The following is an 18590-nucleotide window of genomic DNA, read 5'->3' on the forward strand; positions in this document are numbered from 1 at the left end:
TTGTCGATGCTATTACTAGTGCAGTTGTTAATCGTATCGCCACTGTGTTTTTCACAGACAACATTAAAAGTAGCCACTTTTAATGTAAGTATGGAGTCTGGCAACTACACAGCATTACTTTCTAATGCAAAAAAGACAGGCACCCAATTTACGACTTCACCGCAAGAGCCCTTGTTTGGTATTAAGGTGCTACAGCATGTGTTGAGTACTGGAGAGCACCCCCAAGTTCGAAATATTGCTGAAATTATTCAACGAGTGAACCCGGATGTACTGCTTTTAAATGAGTTCGATTATATCGAAGATAAAGCCAAGGGTATTGATGCTTTTATTGCAAACTACTTGAATATTTCTCAATATGGACAGCGTGCAGTGGATTATCCCTACAGCTATATAGCGCCAGTGAATACGGGTGTAGCTACGCCTTTCGACCTTGATAACAACGGCAAGAAAGAACAGATTGGCGGCGACGCACAAGGTTTTGGGCTATATTATGGGCACTACGGCATGGCCATTTTGTCGAAGTATCCAATAGAAGAAGAGAGCATACGCACTTTCCAGCGTTTTAAATGGCATCATATGCCTCATCCGCAAAAACCGTTCATGCCAGATGGTTTAGAGGGCACGCCCAATGCTAGGCCTTGGTACAACGAAAAAGAATGGGCTGAGCTTAGGTTGAGTTCAAAATCTCATTGGGATGTACCTGTGTTGGTTGATGGTAAAACTATTCATATTTTGGCAATGCACCCAACACCTCCTACCTTCGACGGGGCAGAGGACAGGAACGGCAAACGCAATCACGATGAAATTCGATTTATGGCCGATTACCTCTCTCCAGATAAGGGGGCATACATTTATGATGACAAACTTGAAAAGGCAAGCTTAAAGGCGGGTGCCAACTTTATATTAATGGGCGATTTTAATGCGGCAGACACGGGAGATAAATATCGACCAGGTGTCATTGAACAATTAATAAATCACCCGCTGGTGGCAAGTGACATTGTGCCTAAAAGTCTGGGCGCTGCAGAATCTTTCGACAGTGAATATAGCGACCGCTTTACGGCAAGCTGGGGGGCGAGGGTAGACTATGTATTGCCATCGAAAGGGCTTAACATTAAGGGGGGGGCGTGTTTTGGCCCACAAAAAGCAGCGAACTTTATAGGCTTATAGAGAACAGAAATGCAAGCTCAGACCATCGTTTAGTGTGGGCGTCAATTTCATTACCCTAGGACGTGTGGAGCGCTATAAAAATGTACAGCAAAGTTCAACATGTTTAAGGAAAAAGCTGTAATAAATGATCAGATAAAGCTAGCCAGTATTTTTCAGTTACGTTATTTTGAATACGTTAATGACTAATTTGGCGTTGTCAAAAGAGCATCCCGTGAAGTATTTTTCTTTCTCGTTGTTTTTATTTTCCGCAATTGTCTCTTCCTTGCCGACAAGCAGCTTAGCGAGGGCTTCGGATATTGTTCCTCTTTTCCGATATTTTCCACAAACGTGGAATACTCAGAGCGGCTTGCCTCACAACAGTATCAATGCGCTAGCTCAAACGTCAGATGGCTATATTTGGGCTGGAACATGGGAAGGGTTAGCGCGGTATAATGGTGCAACATTTGATATTTACACACGGGGTGAAAATACCGGTTTGCCCGATTCTGGTATTCGCAGCCTTTTCACTCCTCCTAAAAATAATGAGATGTTGGTAGCGGGAAGCAGAGGTGGGTTTACTGTGTTAAAAGATCGTCGCTGGAATGCGCAAAAACCAGCGAGCTCTATGATTAATCATGCCTTTGAGAGTAGTGATAATTCAGTATGGCTGGCTCTTGAGGATGCTGGCCTTGAAGTCAGATTTTCTGACGGAAGCGAATCTCGATACTTAACACATACTAGCGCTTACCGCGTAATCGAGGATAAGGATAAGCGAATTTGGGTTGCTACAAATATCGGTTTATACCTTTACAGTGAGGGTAAAATCGAATTGGCTTCGCCGACCCATGAAGCGCTCGCAGGACCCACCTTTACCCTCGCATTAGATCAAAGTGGCCGAGTATTGGTAGGCACAGAGCAAGGGGTTTGGCGACATACCGCGATTGGATTTTCAGTTCTTCACAGCGGGTTAGTTAATGAATCTGTCAGCAGTATTTTGCTTGATAGTCAAAACAGTATCTGGATTGGTACCATTAATCATGGCGTTTACCGATTAAGTCAAATAGGACTTGAGAAACTTGACGCCAAAGTAGGCCTCCCAAATAATCGCATCTTCTCTTTACTTGAGGACGTTGAAGGCACTGTTTGGGTAGGGACTAACGGCGGTCTTTTCAGTTTGCGTCGTGCCCCATTCACTACATTCACAAAAGATCAAGGCTTAAGTGGTGACTACATAAGAGCGGTGTTAGAAGTTGATGATAATTCAGTTTTAGTGGGGAGCAGTAGCGGGCTTGATATATTAAAAAATGAGAAGTTCCAATCGGTTTCGTCGCCGCTAGGTCGTCCCATATCCATATTAAGCTTAGCCAATCGTGACAGTCAATCTGTATTAGTCGGCACCTACACAGATGGTGTTTTACTGTACCGAGACGGTGAGTTAATTCCGTTTTTAGACCGCTCAAATGGTCTGCCAAGTAACGAAGTACGCGCTATTTTAAAGGCTAAAGACGGACGTATCTGGTTTGGCACTGCGCAGGGCTTGACGAGCCAGTCGCTTGACGGAAGCCTACTTCATTATAACGAAAATGATGGTTTGCCTGCACATTTTATAATGGGGCTTGCCGAAGATAGGTTCGGTCGTATATGGATTGCTACGGGAATGGGTGTTGCGTACATTGAGAGCAGCGTTGTGCATAACCTTACTTTTCCTGAAACATCTGACGCACAGTATGCGTTTAGCTTTCATGCCGATACGGATGGTATTTGGATGGCAACAGACCGAGGCGTTGCGTGTTTTAACTTTGCTTCCCAAGCAGTCACTTTCATAGGAAAATCGCAAGGTTTGCCGGTGGATAAAGTGTTTGCCATTGGCTTCGATCAGCGAGGAAACGCTTGGATTACGTCAAATCAAGGCGTGTTTTTAACATCTCGCGAAGATCTTTTAGCGAGTATAAATCGCTCAAAAAGTCAGCTGCGGCTTGAACATTTCAAAGAGGAAGATGGCCTTAAAAGCAGGCAAATCAATGGAGGATCACAACCGTCACTCTTCATAAGCGAAAGCGATAACGTGTGGCTGGCATCAGCAAAAGGTCTTGCAAACACTACATCACAAAGCCTAGCGCGCATAAATAGCTTTTCTATACCAGTTACTATAGAAGAAGTTCAGCTTGATGGGCATGTTGTCTCATCATTCAAAGGCGATGGTCCAATTATAGTCTCCCCAGATACGAAACGTATTACTTTTAAATATGCAGGTTTAGGGTATGCGATGCCATCGCGAATCGAATATCAGACAATTCTAGAGGGGTATAACGATAGTTGGTCAGCTCGCGGACAGGTAAGAATAGCTGAATATACTAATTTATCGCCAAACAACTACTTTTTTAAAGTGCGGGCTCGTTACCCTGACGGTGATTGGCAAGAGGTTGATGTGCCCCTTGTATTAAGTGTACAACCGCGGTTTACACAAACTTATATATTTAAAATTGTGATCGTAATAACTTTATGCGGGCTTATATGGTTAGCATTCAGATTGCGCTTTCACCATTTAAAAAGAACCGAATCAATACTGAGAAAGCGAGTGTCGGAGCAGACAAAGTCGCTTGAATTACAGACGCGGCAGTTCGAGTATCAAGCAACTCATGATGAATTAACTGGTATTGCCAATAGAAGAGCTTTCGACAAACACGCGCTTGACCTATTTAGGCTGGCAAAAACCAGCAGTTACTCACTTTGCTTGGCCATTATCGATATTGACCACTTTAAACAGGTAAATGACTGTTATTCTCATATGGTAGGAGATCAAGTAATAAAAGAAGTCGCATCTTTGATTGCAAATTCGATTCCCCATGATGCTTTATGCGCTAGGTGGGGAGGCGAAGAGTTTACCATATTGTTGTCCCGTCACGACACGGACCAAGCGCTCGATCAGTTAGAAAGTATTCGAAGAAAGATAAAAAAACACGATTTCGGTTACATTGCTAACAACCTAACTATTACTGTGAGTGCAGGGTTAGCAGATATAAACCTTGCTAGCGATTATGACCGGCTTCTTAATCATGCAGACCAGGCTCTTTATTATGCAAAACAACAAGGACGAGATCAGGTTGTCGTTTACAAGCATTCGTAATTTTTACATTTCTTGTCAGATAATCGGTCTTTCTTACGTGTTGCTATTAACGCTTACCGCTTGCGGAGCGAAACCACCGCCTGCGTTATTGGCAGAAGACATAGAGAAAATAGAGCATGTTGTCGATCCAAACTTACCACTGGTTCAAAGAGCGTACGCTATTCCACACAAAAAGGTATGCGAAGAGGAAGGTGGTGAGTGGAAAAAGCTGGGAATGCAACAGCATGAGTCTTGTGTTCTTCCTGCAAACGATGCGGGGAAAGCGTGTACAGATAGTACTCAATGCGAGGTTGCTTGCGTAGTTCAAGCTGTAGATGCTGAGCCTGGGACTCGGCAGGAAGGGGTGTGCCTGCAATCTACCAATCTGTTCGGATGTCATGCGTATATGTCTAACGGTATAGTCGAACCGACGTTGTGCGTAGATTAAAAGTGACGTTTTTCTGGTCTCAAAGCGCGAAGTTGCCATCTTTGTACTATGATTGCAAAATTGTATTTATTTCAAACGGAAGCTTGATTAATGAAGGTACGGCGACAGACATTTTGTTTACTACTCAGTTATCTCCTCTCTGCTTTTCTCTTCTCAGTAAATGCACAAACGATAGTGGTGCCCAAAGTGCAAGGGGAAAAGGAGCAAATCCTTTACGATATTTTGGCGCTTGCGCTTAGTAAAAGTGCGCCATCAATAAGCTTATCAACCTTACCTGAAGTGCTCAATGAGGCGCAGTTAGTCAGTGAAGTTGAATCGGAAAGTGTCGATGTCATGTGGTCTGGTGGCGACAAAGAAAAAGATGATCGTCTTCAGGCCGTGCGCATTCCTGTTTTAAAAGGGCTGCTTGGACACCGCATTTTCTTAATTCGCGAGCAAGACAAAGCGCGTTTTGCCACTATTCAAACGTTTGAAGATCTGCTGGAATTTGAAGCTGGACAAGGACGGTTTTGGGGCGACACACAAATTCTAAAGAGTGCCGATATACCAACGGTTACAACCATTAAATATAAAAACTTATTTCCAATGTTAGAGGGTGGGCGGTTTGACTACTTTCCGAGAGCCCTCCACGAACCCTTTATAGAAGCTGAAAATCACAAAGATCTCGACTTAGTTGTGGATAGCAATGTTATGTTGGTTTACCCCTATGCCATGTATTTCTACGTCAATAAGAATGACAAAAGACTGCATAACCTCATATACCGTGGGTTTGAAATGGCGATAGAAGACGGAAGTTACGACGAACTCTTTTTCAGTAACTCCATGATTCAGGATGTGCTCACAAAGGCAAATATTGCCCAGCGAACCGTTTTTAGAGTGGGTAATCCTCATCTACATCCTGATACACCGCTAAATAGAGACGAGTTTTGGTTAGATATAGAAAACTTAAAATAATGGTCTCTTAGAGTAACACTTAATACGAGTTCAGTTGTTTAAGTAAATTTACGGATGAAAACATGCAATCGATAAAACAAAAATCCATGGTTACCCTTTCGCTCGTTTCACTTGCTGTGATGGTAGTGGTGTTTGGGTTTGGTTACTTTGCTACCAGTCAGTATTTTGAGGAGCAGTTAGAAAAAGATATGCGCGACACGAACCAAGCGCTGTCCATTGTTATGCAAGAACCGATATTTGCATACGACAACGAGCTAACCAAAGACATACTGACTTCCTTTGTGGCATATCCTCACATACTGAAAATCGAGGCCTTTGATCACAGAGGAAAGGCGATTGCGAACGCCGTAGATAAAGAGGCTGATGCGCAGCCACACGATATCAGCAAAGCGAAAGTTGCGATCACGTGGGAGGGTAAAAAAGAAATAGGCTATCTTCAAGTCTCCTACCTTTTAGACACCAACCAAGCGCTCTTGTCCTCAGCTAAGTGGATGTTTTTATTTATAGGCTTGGTTTTAATTGCTGCTCTAGGCGCTACCAATTGGGTTGTTTTATCACGCTATGTGATTGCGCCTTTAAGTAAAGTGTCAGAAGCAATGTCTGAGATTGCTCAAGGCGGAGGAGATCTTACGCGGCGCTTAAATACTCAAACGAATGATGAAGTGGGCGAGTTGGCAAGTACCTTCGATAAGTTTGTAGCGAACTTACAAATGCTAGTGAAAGATATTGTCGAAAACGCAGAGCGTCTCTCGGTATGTGCCGAACAGATAAGAACTCACTCTGACAACAATGTGACTGAAACTCAGCTTCAGTTAGCCGAAATTGAGGAAGTATCGGCTGCTTTAAGCCAGATGTCTAAAGCTACTGAAGAGGTGTCTCATAATGCGGTGCAAACGTCGGATAAAACCAAAAGCTGTAATCAGTTGGCAAGTTCGGGTAATCAGATAGTTCAGAAAACCGTGGATGATATTCACAGTTTGGGTGAAAGTATCGGCGAGACTTCGACTAAAATTTCGGAATTAAAAGAAAAAAGTGAGCTGATTAATACAGTGCTTACTGTAATAAAGGGCATAGCAGAGCAAACTAACTTATTGGCTCTTAATGCAGCCATTGAGGCGGCGAGAGCCGGAGAGCAAGGTCGCGGGTTTGCCGTAGTGGCCGATGAAGTGCGGGCGCTTGCGCAACGCACTCAAGACTCTACAAAAGAAATCGAAGTTATTATTAACGATTTACAAACTTCATCCGAAGGGGCAAATGTATTAATGTCCACCACGAAAGATAGGTTAGGGGATACAATCGAAGAGTCATCACATGCGATAGCAGCTCTTGAAGATATTATCCGCAATATACAAATCATTAATGATATGAATTCAGGGGTGGCGACTGCAACCGAAGAGCAAAGCGTGGTGACAACCAACGTTAATACCAAAGTGTCTTCAATAAATGAACTAACCAACGATGTGGCGAAAAATGCGAAGTCATCAACGGTATTAACCGAGCAATTAAGTGTATTGAGTCAACGTATTAAACAAGACTTGAACAGTTTTAAGGTGTAGATTTCTTATTACCCAATAAACACTGGAAGTGATGTCTTGCTTAGCAATATCGTTCATTTTGCAAAAAACATTGTTGTCTCGCTGTTAGCTATCTTTATATGCTTTGGCGTTCTCGATTTTCTCTGGTTAGGTATTATCGCTGACAGCTGGTATCAAACTGAAATGGCGCCACTGTTGCGATCACAGTTTATAACGTGGCCATGGTTGGTATTTTATGTAATGTATGGCTTTGTTGTGTTTGTGCTAGCAGTAGTAGCAAACCGTGACAAGTCGCTGTTATATGCCGGAATTGATGGTGCCTTACTGGGTCTTGCGAGTTACGGTGCTTATAATCTTACCGCATATAGCATTATCGACGGGTTTACTTTGTTTATTATGCTTATAGATTGGGCGTGGGGTACATTCCTAACCAGCGCTAGCGCAATGGCAGGCTGGTTAGGGTTCAAAGCAGCGCTACGAAACTATAAGCAGCGCTACGGAAATTAGCCAGCGCTACGAAATTAGCCAGCGCTACGAAATTAGCCAGCGCTGAGAAAATAAGCTGGGCTACGGAAATGAGTAGCGCAAGATACGTTTAAGCACGCTTGCGTACTGCTTAAAAAATCCGCCCGTGTTGTAGTGCATGCCATGATCTCTAAAAATAGCCTGCACTCTTGGGGCCATCTCTCTGTATCGGCGTGCAGGGATATCTGGGAACAAATGATGCTCTATCTGAAAACTCAAGTGGCCGGTCAGCACATGAAAGAGTTTGCCGCCTTTTATGTTTGAAGACCCCAGTGCTTGTCGGTAATACCATTGCCCTTGGGTTTCATTCACACAGTCTTCGGCATTAAAAGTTTGCACATCACCGGTGAAATGCCCGCAGAAGATAATGGTAGACGTCCATAAATTCCTCAGTAAATTAGCCGCTAAGTTACCAGTGAAAACATACAAAAAGAATGGGCCAGCCAATGCAGGAAATAATACATAATCTTTAACTAATTGGCGGGCTCCTTTACTAAAAAAGCGACGCTTTAGTTCTGAATGTGATATTTGGTTTTTGCGATTATCTTTCTTTTTACCAAAAAATACCCGCTCTGCTGCCATTTCATGGTACGACACGCCCCATTGAAACAGTGCACTTAACAGAATGTAGGTAACAAACTGCCACAGATTTTTTATCCGCCAGCGAAAGTCATTCGATAAACGCAGTAAGCCGTAACCAAAGTCTCTGTCTTTGCCTATGATATTTGTGTAGGTGTGGTGTTCGTAATTATGAACTCTATTCCAACTTGAGCCATCACAGGCAATATCCCATTCGTATGCTTTTGAGTTGATATGCTTATCGTTCATCCAGTCGTATTGACCGTGCATAACATTGTGGCCAATTTCCATATTGTCCAAAATTTTAGCAGTCGCTAAACTCAGCACACCAAAAACCCATAGAAGAGGCTGAAGAAACCCTAAAAAGAGGAAGATTCTACCCGTCCATTCACACGCTCGCTGGGCTAAAATAACGCGTCGAATATAGACTGCATCTTCCTCACCAAGTTTGCTTTTTATTTCAATTTTAACCCCGTCCAGTTGTTCTGCTAATTTTTCATAATTGGGTGTTGAGATGTGTTTAGTCGGGGCAACGTCACTGGTACTTGCCGATGCCTTTTCTTGTGAAATGAACGTATCGTTAATGGCAATTTTATTACTTGTTGTTATCATGCTTGAAGCTCCAAATCCGTGACCGCTTGTGACACACAAAGCTGAATTAATTGTTCTGCACTATCAGACAGTGCCCCAGTACGAGTATCGCGAACTACCCCGCGCTTTTTCACACATTGACATTGATGACAAATTCCCATTCCGCAGCCATAGGTCACGGGCTGATTCGCTTCTAACAATTGCTCAAGCAAGGTTTGCTGATTGTTTACTGATAGCGTATTACCGTTGTGGGTGAGTGAGAAAGAGGTAGCTTCGTCACTCTTCTGAGAAACGTCATTTAGAGAGACTGTGGGAAAAGCGGCGAAATGTTCGCTATCCAATGGCGTCTTGGTGATTAACTGCATGCGGGCAACGTCTTCGTATAGTGACTGAGGGCCACATACCATCCAGTGAGAATTAGCGTGTTCAGCTAAATGATTTTCTACATCTCCGTCTTGCTGTCGACTAAGAAGCTGGTAGCTAAAGTTTCCATTTTTACGCTGATAAACTTCCAGCTCGTCTGTAAGTAGGTGTTCATTTTCCTTGGCGAAATACAACAAATGCACAGTAGGTTTGGTGTGGGTCATTAACGCCATATCGTCGAGCATAGCTATGAAGGGCGTAATGCCAGAACCGCCAGCTATCATCAAAATAGATGAGGCGCGTTTTTGGGGTTCTTGTGAATGCGCAGCATTGTGAGTGTTGGCGAGTGCAGAACGATTGTCGCTGGGCCTACTTTCATTCGGGAAAAGGAAGTTACCCATAGGCGCAGAAATATTGACCCAGTCATTACATGACAGGGAGCCTAAATAAGGTGTTAAGGCGCCGTCTTTTTTCGTGCGAATAACAAGTCGGATATCGCCAGACGTATTTCTGCTGCTTTGACCACTTGCAATGGTAAACACGCGGCTTACCAGTTTCCCGTTTATTTCAAGCGTTATTGAAATATGTTGTCCTGCACAATGACTTGGCCATTTTTTTTGTGGAGCAAGGGTAAGCTGCAATGTTGTCTCATCAAGAGGCGATACCGATTTTACCCGAGCTCGATAATAGCCATCTCGCCACGATGGCTTGATAGATTGAACCACGGTTTCCCAATATCCCGCCCACGTTGAATGGTGGAAGAAAATTGATGTGGCTTTGTTTATTAATGTTTTCACTATTGCTTTTGCGCTCTTTATTTATAGTCTTTGTATTTCAGTTTTGCGTACACTTGTACGCTCACTCGGCGCACAAGTGTAAGCTTAAATAAATAAAAAGCAATAGGGTGTTTATTAAATAGTCAAAATTAATCGGTGTGAACAGATGTAAATATGCAGTGTAATTTCTGTCTTATTTGCCGCTTATTTAAGAGGGGCTCTATCAAAATTGCGCTAAATTCGGTAATATCCGCGGTCTTAATTTTTAATTGATAAGCGGACTATGTTTGAAGTTAACCCGGTTACTAATGCGATAAAAGACATCCGCGAGCGCACCGACGCGCTTAGGGGGTATCTTTGACTTTGATGCAAAGTCGGAGCGTTTAGAAGAAGTAAGTAGAGAACTTGAAAACCCAGACGTGTGGAATGAGCCAGATAAGGCTCAAGCGCTGGGGAAAGAGAAGGTAGCACTAGAGCAAATTGTGGAAACTATTCACAATTTAGATCAGGGCACCGACGATGTGGAAGGTCTTGTTGAACTGGCCGTTGAAGCCGAAGACGAGGAAACTTTTGAAGAGGCGCAGAGCGAACTCAATAGTTTGCTAGAAGCGCTAGAGAAATTAGAGTTTCGGCGCATGTTTTCTGGTCCTAACGATGAGAATGATTGTTACATTGACATTCAATCAGGATCTGGCGGTACAGAAGCACAAGATTGGGCCAATATGCTGCTACGTATGTATCTTCGTTGGGGTGAAGCTCATGGTTTCAAAACCGAGCTCATCGAAGTGTCAGACGGCGACGTAGCAGGTATAAAAAGTGCGACATTACGGATACAAGGCGAGTATGCCTTTGGCTGGCTGCGCACAGAAACAGGCGTTCATCGCCTTGTACGTAAATCGCCATTCGATTCGGGCAACAGAAGACACACATCGTTTTCTTCAGCCTTTGTTTATCCTGAAGTCGATGATGATATCGATATCGATATCAATCCTTCGGATTTGCGTATTGATACTTACCGTGCTTCTGGCGCAGGTGGACAGCACGTTAATAGAACAGATTCAGCGGTGCGTATTACTCACGAGCCAACGGGTATTGTGGTGCAATGTCAGAACGACCGCTCGCAGCACAAAAACAAAGATCAGGCTATGAAGCAGTTGAAAGCTAAACTGTATGAGTTTGAACTGCAGAAACAAAATGTTGAAAAACAGGCAATGGAAGACAGTAAGTCTGACATTGGGTGGGGGAGTCAAATACGCTCTTACGTTTTAGACGATTCTCGCATAAAAGATTTGCGTACCGGCGTTGAAACACGCAACACTCAGGCCGTGCTAGACGGCGGTCTGGATAAATTCATTGAAGCTAGCCTGAAATCAGGGCTGTAGACCGAACAACGAAGTGAAAGGTTATGACTGACCAACAAACTGACGATAATAAATTAATTGCTGAGCGCCGTTCAAAGTTAAGCGCTATTCGCGAACAGTGCCGTGCCAACGGCTTTCCAAACAGCTTTCGTCGCGAAAATTACGCTGATGAGTTGCAGGCTAAGTTCGGTGAATTCGATAAAGAAATTCTGCAAGAGCAGGGTAACAAGGTAAGTATTGCTGGCCGTATAATGGCAAAGCGCGGTCCATTTATGTTGCTTCAAGACATGACTGGGCGCATTCAGGCCTATGCTGACAAAGACACGCAAAAAGCCCTTAAAGCTAAATACGGTGCGTTGGATATTGGTGACATTATTGGCGTAGCGGGTGATTTGCACAAATCAGGTAAAGGCGACCTTTACGTGAATATGGAGCAATACGAACTGCTTACCAAAGCGCTTCGTCCGCTGCCAGAAAAGTTCCACGGCTTGAGTGATCAGGAAACTAAATATCGCCAGCGCTATGTAGATCTGATCACCAGCGAGCAAACCCGTAAAACCTTCATGATCCGAAGTAAAATTGTGAACGGTATTCGCAATTATCTGACCAAGCGTGACTACCTAGAGGTAGAAACGCCAATGCTACAGGTTATTCCAGGTGGCGCTACTGCGAAGCCATTTGTTACTCACCACAACGCGCTAGACATTGATATGTACTTGCGTATTGCCCCAGAGCTTTATTTGAAGCGCTTGGTCGTTGGTGGGTTTGAACGCGTGTTCGAAATTAACCGTAACTTCCGTAACGAAGGCCTTTCAACTCGTCATAACCCAGAGTTTACCATGCTTGAGTTCTACCAGGCGTATGCAGACTACAATGACCTGATGAACCTTACCGAAGATATGCTGCGCACATTGGCAGAAGATATTCTTGGCACCAGCATAATCAAGAATACTACGAAAGACGCTGAGGGTAATGTCACGTCTGAAGTAGAGTATGATTTTGGTAAGCCGTTTGAACGCTTGAGCATGGGCGATGCTATTCTAAAATACTGGCCTGAAGCCGATGAAGCGGCCATTCGCGATCCAGAGGCAAACCTAGATTCGCTAAAAGCCATGGCGAAGCAGCTTCACATCAAAGAGCCTGAGGTTGACGGTATTTGGGGCGCGGGTAAATACCTGTGTGAAATCTTTGAAGCAACAGCTGAAGAGAAGCTTGAACAGCCTACGTTTATTACTGAATATCCGTGGGAAGTATCGCCGCTTGCACGTCGTAACGACAACAACCCGTTCATTACTGACCGTTTCGAGTTCTTCGTAGGCGGACGTGAATTAGCGAACGGCTTTAGCGAGCTTAACGACCCAGAAGACCAGGCTGAGCGTTTTGCGAAACAGGTTGAAGAAAAAGATGCAGGCGATGATGAAGCCATGCACTTTGACGATGACTATATTCGTGCGCTTGAGTATGGCCTACCGCCTACGGCAGGTGAAGGTATTGGTATCGACCGTCTAGCTATGCTGTTTACCGATAGCTCAACCATTAAAGACGTAATTTTGTTCCCTCATATGAAGCCTGAGGCAACAAAAGAAGCTGAATAAAATGCATTGAATGCAGCGCGGGTGGTTAATCTAGCCGCGCTTGTTCGATATAACGTTTAACGCTGAGACGTAATTAAACGAGTATTGGCACTCAGGGCTTTTACGCGTTGAACAAGAAGGGCATTGGTGCTTGCACTAATGCCTTTTTTATTTGCCATAGTCACAATATAACCATTAATTGCGTCTATTTCTGTTTGGCGTTTGTACTTAATATCTTGGTGCATACTCGAGAAGTTATTCCCCGTGGCGGTTGCCACTTCAAGCACAGTGTTTTTTATAGCCCGGAGATCAAAACGCTGCCCGCACGACGCTGCTACATCCACAAATTCCTGACATATTTGATGTCGAAGTTCACTGTAGCATTCATCGCAAATAGCGCGATTCGGCACGTCGTTAAGTGCGGTTAAAGGGTTGATGACTGCATTTACCGCTAACTTGCTCCACAACGCATACAAAATGTCATTTGAAATCGTCACGGGAGGCAAAACACGAGTTAGCAAGTCACAGGCTACTATTAGTTTGTTTTTGCTATTTTCAAGGTTATCTAAGTCCGTAACGATATCAATGCTTTCAGGCTGACTACTGCCGATTGTTATAGAACCACTGCCGGTAAAGATCACTTGGGATACATTACGACTAGTGCGCTTTTTTAGTGCTCCATGACTGGTTGTAGCAAGAAGCAGCGGGTAGTGATCACCAAGTAGCGATTGAGCGATTTCTTGCCCACCCATACCGTTGTGAAGTAATACGACAACGGGTTTTTGGTTTAAAAATGGCAGCCATTGCGTTAACGCCTCTTCTAGCTGATACACCTTAAGAGGAATAATTAACACATCATTGGCACTTAATGACTGAGGAGGGAGGACAGAACCATTTAGCGAAAAAGTTTTTCCGTCCAACCATACCGCACTACCAGGAATATCTGCAGAGACTGCAGAGCGAGGGTAAAGGCTGTAATTCACGTTGTGCTTTTCGGCACCTGCGGCTAACAAGCTGCCTATGGCACCACAGCCTACAATATGCAGTTGTGCCATCTTGGTTAACCGCCTTGAATGTTCATGCCGCGCTCATCGCATTCTTGTTGAAAGCGAGAAGGTAAAGCCGGCCATAAGAGGACTTCAGGTGTAGCGACCGACGATATCCAGTCTTTAACCTGTGCTTCGTTAAATATATCCCCCTCTAAAAGAGGTGCTGTGGCGGATATCACGCCGCTTTTTAGTGGGAGCGTTAATTTAAAAGCATGTAAATACAGCCTGTCGGCATTGCTGCCGCCATAAAGAACGTCTCCTAAAATGGGCGCGCCTATGCTTTTTAGCGCTACTCTGATTTGGTGAGTTTTGCCGGAGTGTGGCTTTAATATAAACCCTCTCACTCCAGGCTTGGCAGAATAGCTGAAAAACTGAGTAAGCGCTGGGTTTACCGTAGTCTTCAACAAAATGTGCTGCCCGCCGCGACGGTTTTTCATATCGCCGATAATAGCGCCTTGTTTTTTCTTTGGTTTCTTATCACTGAGCGCAAGGTAGTACTTACTAACTTGGCGAGTTTCAAATAACCTGCCTATCTCAGCGGCCACTGATTCGTTTTCAGCTAGACATAAACAGCCTGAAGTCCCAGTATCTAAGCGATGACACAAGTGTAGATGCGGCACATTAAGCTGCTCTTTTAATCGCGTTACAATACCTTCGCTATTAGACAAAACGCTATCAGGCGCTTTATTTCTGGCTGTTTCATCGTGCATAGCTGCTTCATCATGCATAGCTAGGTCGACAGGCTTGTTGACAATAACAACACCCTTGTCACGATAGAGGATAGGGATAGATTGCACTATTTCGCGTCGAGTTCTGACAGCGCTTCTTCGTAATCTAGTTCGTCAACGGCATCAATAATTGCTTCGCGCTTTTCGTTTTCAATACCCATAGCCGACAACCACTCTTCTAACGTAGATTGTGAAATGAATTCACTTGCTTTAAGTGCAGAGGTTAACTGTTTTCTTGCGCGTTCTGCAGCGGCGCTATTTACCGGAGCGTTGCTTGCTTTCGCATTGGCGCTGTTATCAGAAGTAGATTCAGCGGTAAGCGTATCAATGTTGCTAACCGTTTCGTTCAGTAAAACCACAAAACTTGAATAGTCATTGGGAAGTTCTTTGTCGTTTCTAATTGCGCTTTCCACTGGCTTGCTTGCGTTGTGCAAAGCAAACAGGCCTAGGTTTCCAGTCACGCCCTTTAGAGTATGAATTAACGAATAGGCATCATCATATTGCTGACTTTCTACAAGTCCCTGTAAATCTGTATCCAACGTTCGATATTCATCGGTGAATTTTCCGAGCAAAGTGAATAAGAGCTTTTTGTTTCCGCTTAACTGCGACAGTCCAAATTCAATATCGACTAATGTCGTTGACTTATCCATGCAGGTATCCTTTTACAACACGTTTAGGCGACGTTTGAGTAACGTCGTTGGTCATTGCTTTACTACCATTGAGCGAAACAACATGGCACTGCTCTGCGTTAATAGAGATGATAGTGCAAAATATGGTGAGTAGTGTATTTCAAGAATACACAAATTAATAGAACCATAGCAAAGTCTGAACAAGTAAAGCGCTCAAAATTCTGGTAATCTCAAGCGCTAACACTGCATCGTCCTCGTGTTGATGAACAATAAGAAAATGCCGCTACCCAACCGGCTTGCAAGAAGTTGTTATAAAAAGGAATAAACATGCCGGGAAAATTCTCCTTTCGCACCATTGGTATGGTGCTTATCGTTTTATCTATTAGCGCTTGTCAGCGTGCTCAGGTAGAACAGAGCCAAGAAACGAACGCTGCCTCAATATCGATACCTTATGAAAAATATACCTTAGATAACGGGTTAACCGTTATTCTTCACGAAGATCATTCAGATCCATTGGTTCATGTTGATGTTACCTATCACGTTGGATCCGCGAGAGAAGAGATTGGAAAATCCGGCTTTGCGCATTTTTTTGAGCATATGATGTTTCAGGGCTCTCAGCACGTTGCTGATGAACAGCACTTTAAGGTAATTACAGAAGTCGGTGGTAATTTAAACGGGACGACAAATACAGATAGAACCAACTATTTTGAAACAGTACCAGCTAATCAATTAGAAAAGGTTTTGTGGTTAGAGTCTGATCGTATGGGGTTTTTACTCGAGGCCGTTGACCAAGAAAAATTTGAGAATCAGCGGGAAACGGTAAAAAACGAACGTTCTCAACGAGTTGATAATCAGCCTTATGGATTGCGCAACGAATTAAATGGTGAAGCTCTCTATCCTGAGGGGCACCCTTATTCTTGGTCAACTATTGGTTATGTTGAAGATTTAGACCGCGTGGACGTTGAAGATCTCAAAGCCTTCTTTAAACGCTGGTATGGGCCGAATAACGCCGTGCTTACCATTGGTGGCGATATCGACATCGAGCAAACCAAAGCGCTGATCAAAAAATATTTTGGGAGTATTCCCAAAGGCCCTGAAGTGTCAGATCCTCAGCCTCAACCTGTAACCCTTAATGAAACTCGGTATCTTACTCTAGAAGACAATGTGCATTTGCCATTGCTTCAGATTACTTTCCCAACTGTGCATGTTCGCCATCCCGACGAAGCGCCATTAGACGTGCTGGCAAATATTCTTGGCGGTGGTAAAACGTCGTTGTTTTATAAAAATTTAGTGAAGCAGGGGATTGCGGTTCAAGCGGCAGTATCACACCCATGTCGTGAGTTGGCCTGCGAATTTCAGCTTCTCGCACTTGCCAATCCATCAAAGATAACTTCTCTAGGTACGCTTCAGAAGGCGCTTAATGATACGCTTAAAGAATTTGAAAACCGCGGTGTAACTGTGGACGATCTTGCACGTACCAAGGGACAGTTGGAGTCAACCACTGTGTTTGGCCTTCAAAGTGTGTCTGGAAAAGTGTCGGCACTCGCCGCTAATGAAACCTTTCATAATACACCTGACCTCATCGCGGAAGATATCGCGCGCTATAACGGGGTGACTGCCAGCGATATTATGCGTGTTTACAATACCTACATCAAAAATGCGAACAGCGTAATTTTAAGTGTGGTTCCGGAGGGTAGCCCACAGCTCGCTGCCGCAGAACCAAACTTTGAACGTCCGGTTCGTACGCTACCTCAATCTGACGCACAGGCCTCAATGACTGAAAATGTGCCTTCACAAGCTTCAGATATTGAGAATGGTGTAAGTAAGCGTGTTGCGTATGACAACTTTGATAGAAGCGTTATGCCAGATGCAGGACCGGCGCCTATTGTAAAAGTACCAGATTATTGGGAGCGTGAGTTAAGCAATGGCATAAAAGTGCTTGGTGTTACCAGCAATGAAACACCCACCGTCACCCTTACTTTAGGAATAGATGGCGGTATGTTGCTAGACCCTAAAGGCAAAGCAGGAACAGCTTATCTTACTGCATTGCTAATGAATGAATCGACAGAGAATTATTCCAATGAAGATTTAGCCAACGAACTGGCAAAATTGGGAAGCTCAATACGCATTAGTGCCTCTGGTCGCTCTACACAAGTTTACGTTTCTACGCTGACTAAAAATCTTACGCCTACATTATTGTTGTTAGAGGAAAAGTTATTTAAACCTGCGTTTCGTGAAGAAGACTTCGTCAGAATGAAAGAGCGCGTGCTGCAAGGGCTTCAACAGCAGGCAAAAACGCCATCTAGCCTTGCGCGTAGAGCCCGAGACTTAATTTTGTTCGGAGAAGAAAACCGCGTGAGTTTACCCGATGAGGGAACGATGGCGACGGTGGAAAATATTACGTTAAGTGACGTGAAAGCATTTTATAAACGTTATTACTCGCCCGCGAAGGCAAGTATGGTAGTGGTAGGGAATCTATCTGAAGATAAAATTGTGGACGCATTAGGTTTTATAGCCCAGTGGAAAGGGCAGGATTATGAGTTTACCGATTACAATGCGTTTCCTTCTTACGATAAAAGAAACCTTTATTTAGTAGATAGCCCAGGAGCCGTTCAATCAGTTGTATTTATAGTCGATAGAGGCTTGCCTTTTGATGCCACTGGAGATTATTTTAAAACAAGGTTAATGAACTTTCCTCTAGGCGGTGCTTTTAATAGTCGGATTAATCTCAACTTACGGGAAGAGAAAGGTATTACTTACGGCGCAAGCAGTGGTTTTGTCGGCGGCAAAACGTTAGGTTGGTTTGAAGCGAGTTCCGACCTCACCGCTGAAAATACCGCAGAAGGCATTGAGGCAATTTTTTCTGAAATACAGGCGTACAGAGAAAGCGGTATTACCGAATCGGAAATTGAATTCATGCGCAGCGCGTTTACTCTTAGTGACGCGCTAGCATTTGAGACTCCAGCGAGTAAAGCTCGCTTCTTAAGGCAGTTGCTAAGCTACGAGTTAGAGAAAGGATATCGCAAAGAGCAGCTTGCCATTATCAATACCATTGATAAAGACACGATAGACAAGTTGGCAAAACAATATTTGAATGCTGATAAAATGCAAATTATTGTAGTGGGCGATAAGGAAGAAATATTGCCGCAGCTGAACTCATTAAAACTGCCGGTCTTTGAATTAACGGTAGATGATAATAAGCGAACAGCGTTAAACTGAAGCGTTA

13 protein-coding genes and 1 pseudogene are annotated in these 18590 nt (G+C 43.8%); 9 read left to right on the forward strand and 5 right to left on the reverse strand.

Features of this window, described 5'->3' with window-relative positions; translation table 11 throughout:
- Positions 1-6: 6 nt before the first annotated feature.
- The 6 genes and pseudogenes from GTW09_RS04425 (at position 7) to GTW09_RS04450 (ending at position 7696) form a co-directional block, all read left to right on the forward strand.
- Positions 7-1226 (forward strand): annotated as a pseudogene (locus tag GTW09_RS04425) (endonuclease/exonuclease/phosphatase family protein).
- 152 nt (positions 1227-1378) lie between these two features.
- Positions 1379-4273, forward strand: a complete 2895-nt coding sequence (locus tag GTW09_RS04430; protein ID WP_338024921.1) for a ligand-binding sensor domain-containing protein — start codon at positions 1379-1381, stop codon at positions 4271-4273.
- Positions 4224-4700: a hypothetical protein gene (locus GTW09_RS04435; RefSeq protein WP_163110405.1), complete on the forward strand. Its 477-nt coding sequence runs from the start codon at positions 4224-4226 to the stop codon at positions 4698-4700. The genes GTW09_RS04430 and GTW09_RS04435 overlap by 50 nt, the downstream gene beginning before the upstream one ends.
- Positions 4701-4790: 90 nt before the next feature.
- Complete coding sequence (locus GTW09_RS04440) at positions 4791-5654, forward strand: type 2 periplasmic-binding domain-containing protein (RefSeq protein ID WP_163110407.1); 864 nt, start codon at positions 4791-4793, stop codon at positions 5652-5654.
- 62 nt (positions 5655-5716) lie between these two features.
- Complete coding sequence (locus GTW09_RS04445; RefSeq protein ID WP_163110409.1) at positions 5717-7210, forward strand: methyl-accepting chemotaxis protein; 1494 nt, start codon at positions 5717-5719, stop codon at positions 7208-7210.
- A gap of 36 nt (positions 7211-7246) precedes the next feature.
- The gene (locus tag GTW09_RS04450) at positions 7247-7696 is read left to right on the forward strand and encodes a DUF2177 family protein (protein WP_163110411.1); all 450 of its coding nucleotides are present in this window, start codon (positions 7247-7249) and stop codon (positions 7694-7696) included.
- Positions 7697-7756: 60 nt separating this feature from the next.
- Here the strand turns inward: GTW09_RS04450 and GTW09_RS04455 are convergent, their stop codons facing one another.
- Entirely contained in the window at positions 7757-8809 is a 1053-nt protein-coding gene (locus tag GTW09_RS04455; protein WP_163110692.1) for a fatty acid desaturase, read from the reverse strand.
- A 92-nt stretch (positions 8810-8901) separates the two neighbouring features.
- Positions 8902-10044 carry a flavin reductase family protein gene (locus tag GTW09_RS04460; RefSeq protein WP_338024922.1) on the reverse strand — a complete coding sequence of 381 codons (1143 nt, stop codon included), beginning with the start codon at positions 10042-10044 and terminating at the stop codon, positions 8902-8904.
- A gap of 262 nt (positions 10045-10306) precedes the next feature.
- Between GTW09_RS04460 and prfB the strand changes: the two genes are divergently transcribed.
- Positions 10307-11405, forward strand: a protein-coding gene (gene prfB / locus GTW09_RS04465; protein WP_163110413.1) for a peptide chain release factor 2 whose coding sequence is annotated in 2 segments (ribosomal slippage) — positions 10307-10381 and positions 10383-11405 — 1098 coding nt in all. Because the reading frame shifts where the segments join, the coding sequence is not laid out codon by codon here.
- A gap of 23 nt (positions 11406-11428) precedes the next feature.
- On the forward strand, positions 11429-12979 hold the full coding sequence (gene lysS / locus GTW09_RS04470) for a lysine--tRNA ligase (protein WP_163110415.1): 1551 nt from the start codon (positions 11429-11431) through the stop codon (positions 12977-12979).
- Between the two features lie 56 nt (positions 12980-13035).
- Here lysS and GTW09_RS04475 read toward each other — a convergent pair whose 3' ends face one another.
- The 3 genes from GTW09_RS04475 to GTW09_RS04485 are packed head-to-tail and all read right to left on the reverse strand — an operon-like array spanning position 13036 to position 15385.
- A complete protein-coding gene (locus tag GTW09_RS04475; RefSeq protein ID WP_163110417.1) occupies positions 13036-14013 on the reverse strand; it encodes a ketopantoate reductase family protein in 978 nt (325 codons plus the stop codon).
- A 5-nt stretch (positions 14014-14018) separates the two neighbouring features.
- On the reverse strand, positions 14019-14804 hold the full coding sequence (locus GTW09_RS04480; protein WP_163110419.1) for a pseudouridine synthase: 786 nt from the start codon (positions 14802-14804) through the stop codon (positions 14019-14021).
- Positions 14804-15385 (reverse strand): Hpt domain-containing protein, encoded by a 582-nt coding sequence (locus GTW09_RS04485; protein WP_163110421.1) that lies wholly within the window; start codon positions 15383-15385, stop codon positions 14804-14806. Before GTW09_RS04485 ends, GTW09_RS04480 begins: the two co-directional genes overlap by 1 nt.
- A 306-nt stretch (positions 15386-15691) precedes the next feature.
- On the opposite strand from GTW09_RS04485, the gene GTW09_RS04490 reads away from it, so the two are divergent.
- The gene (locus tag GTW09_RS04490) at positions 15692-18583 is read left to right on the forward strand and encodes a M16 family metallopeptidase (protein ID WP_163110423.1); all 2892 of its coding nucleotides are present in this window, start codon (positions 15692-15694) and stop codon (positions 18581-18583) included.
- Positions 18584-18590: the final 7 nt, after the last annotated feature.

It is taken from the genome of Alteromonas hispanica, assembly GCF_010500915.1.
GTDB classification, from domain to species: domain Bacteria; phylum Pseudomonadota; class Gammaproteobacteria; order Enterobacterales; family Alteromonadaceae; genus Alteromonas; species Alteromonas hispanica.

Bases quoted from the DNA above. Each gene is read 5' to 3' on its own strand.
- lysS (WP_163110415.1), top strand. From the start codon at position 11,429: ATGACTGACCAACAAACTGACGATAATAAATTAATTGCTGAGCGCCGT.
- GTW09_RS04485 (WP_163110421.1), bottom strand. From the start codon at position 15,385: ATGGATAAGTCAACGACATTAGTCGATATTGAATTTGGACTGTCGCAG.
- GTW09_RS04445 (WP_163110409.1), top strand. From the start codon at position 5,717: ATGCAATCGATAAAACAAAAATCCATGGTTACCCTTTCGCTCGTTTCA.
- GTW09_RS04490 (WP_163110423.1), top strand. From the start codon at position 15,692: ATGCCGGGAAAATTCTCCTTTCGCACCATTGGTATGGTGCTTATCGTT.
- GTW09_RS04440 (WP_163110407.1), top strand. From the start codon at position 4,791: ATGAAGGTACGGCGACAGACATTTTGTTTACTACTCAGTTATCTCCTC.
- GTW09_RS04475 (WP_163110417.1), bottom strand. From the start codon at position 14,013: ATGGCACAACTGCATATTGTAGGCTGTGGTGCCATAGGCAGCTTGTTA.
- GTW09_RS04435 (WP_163110405.1), top strand. From the start codon at position 4,224: ATGCAAAACAACAAGGACGAGATCAGGTTGTCGTTTACAAGCATTCGT.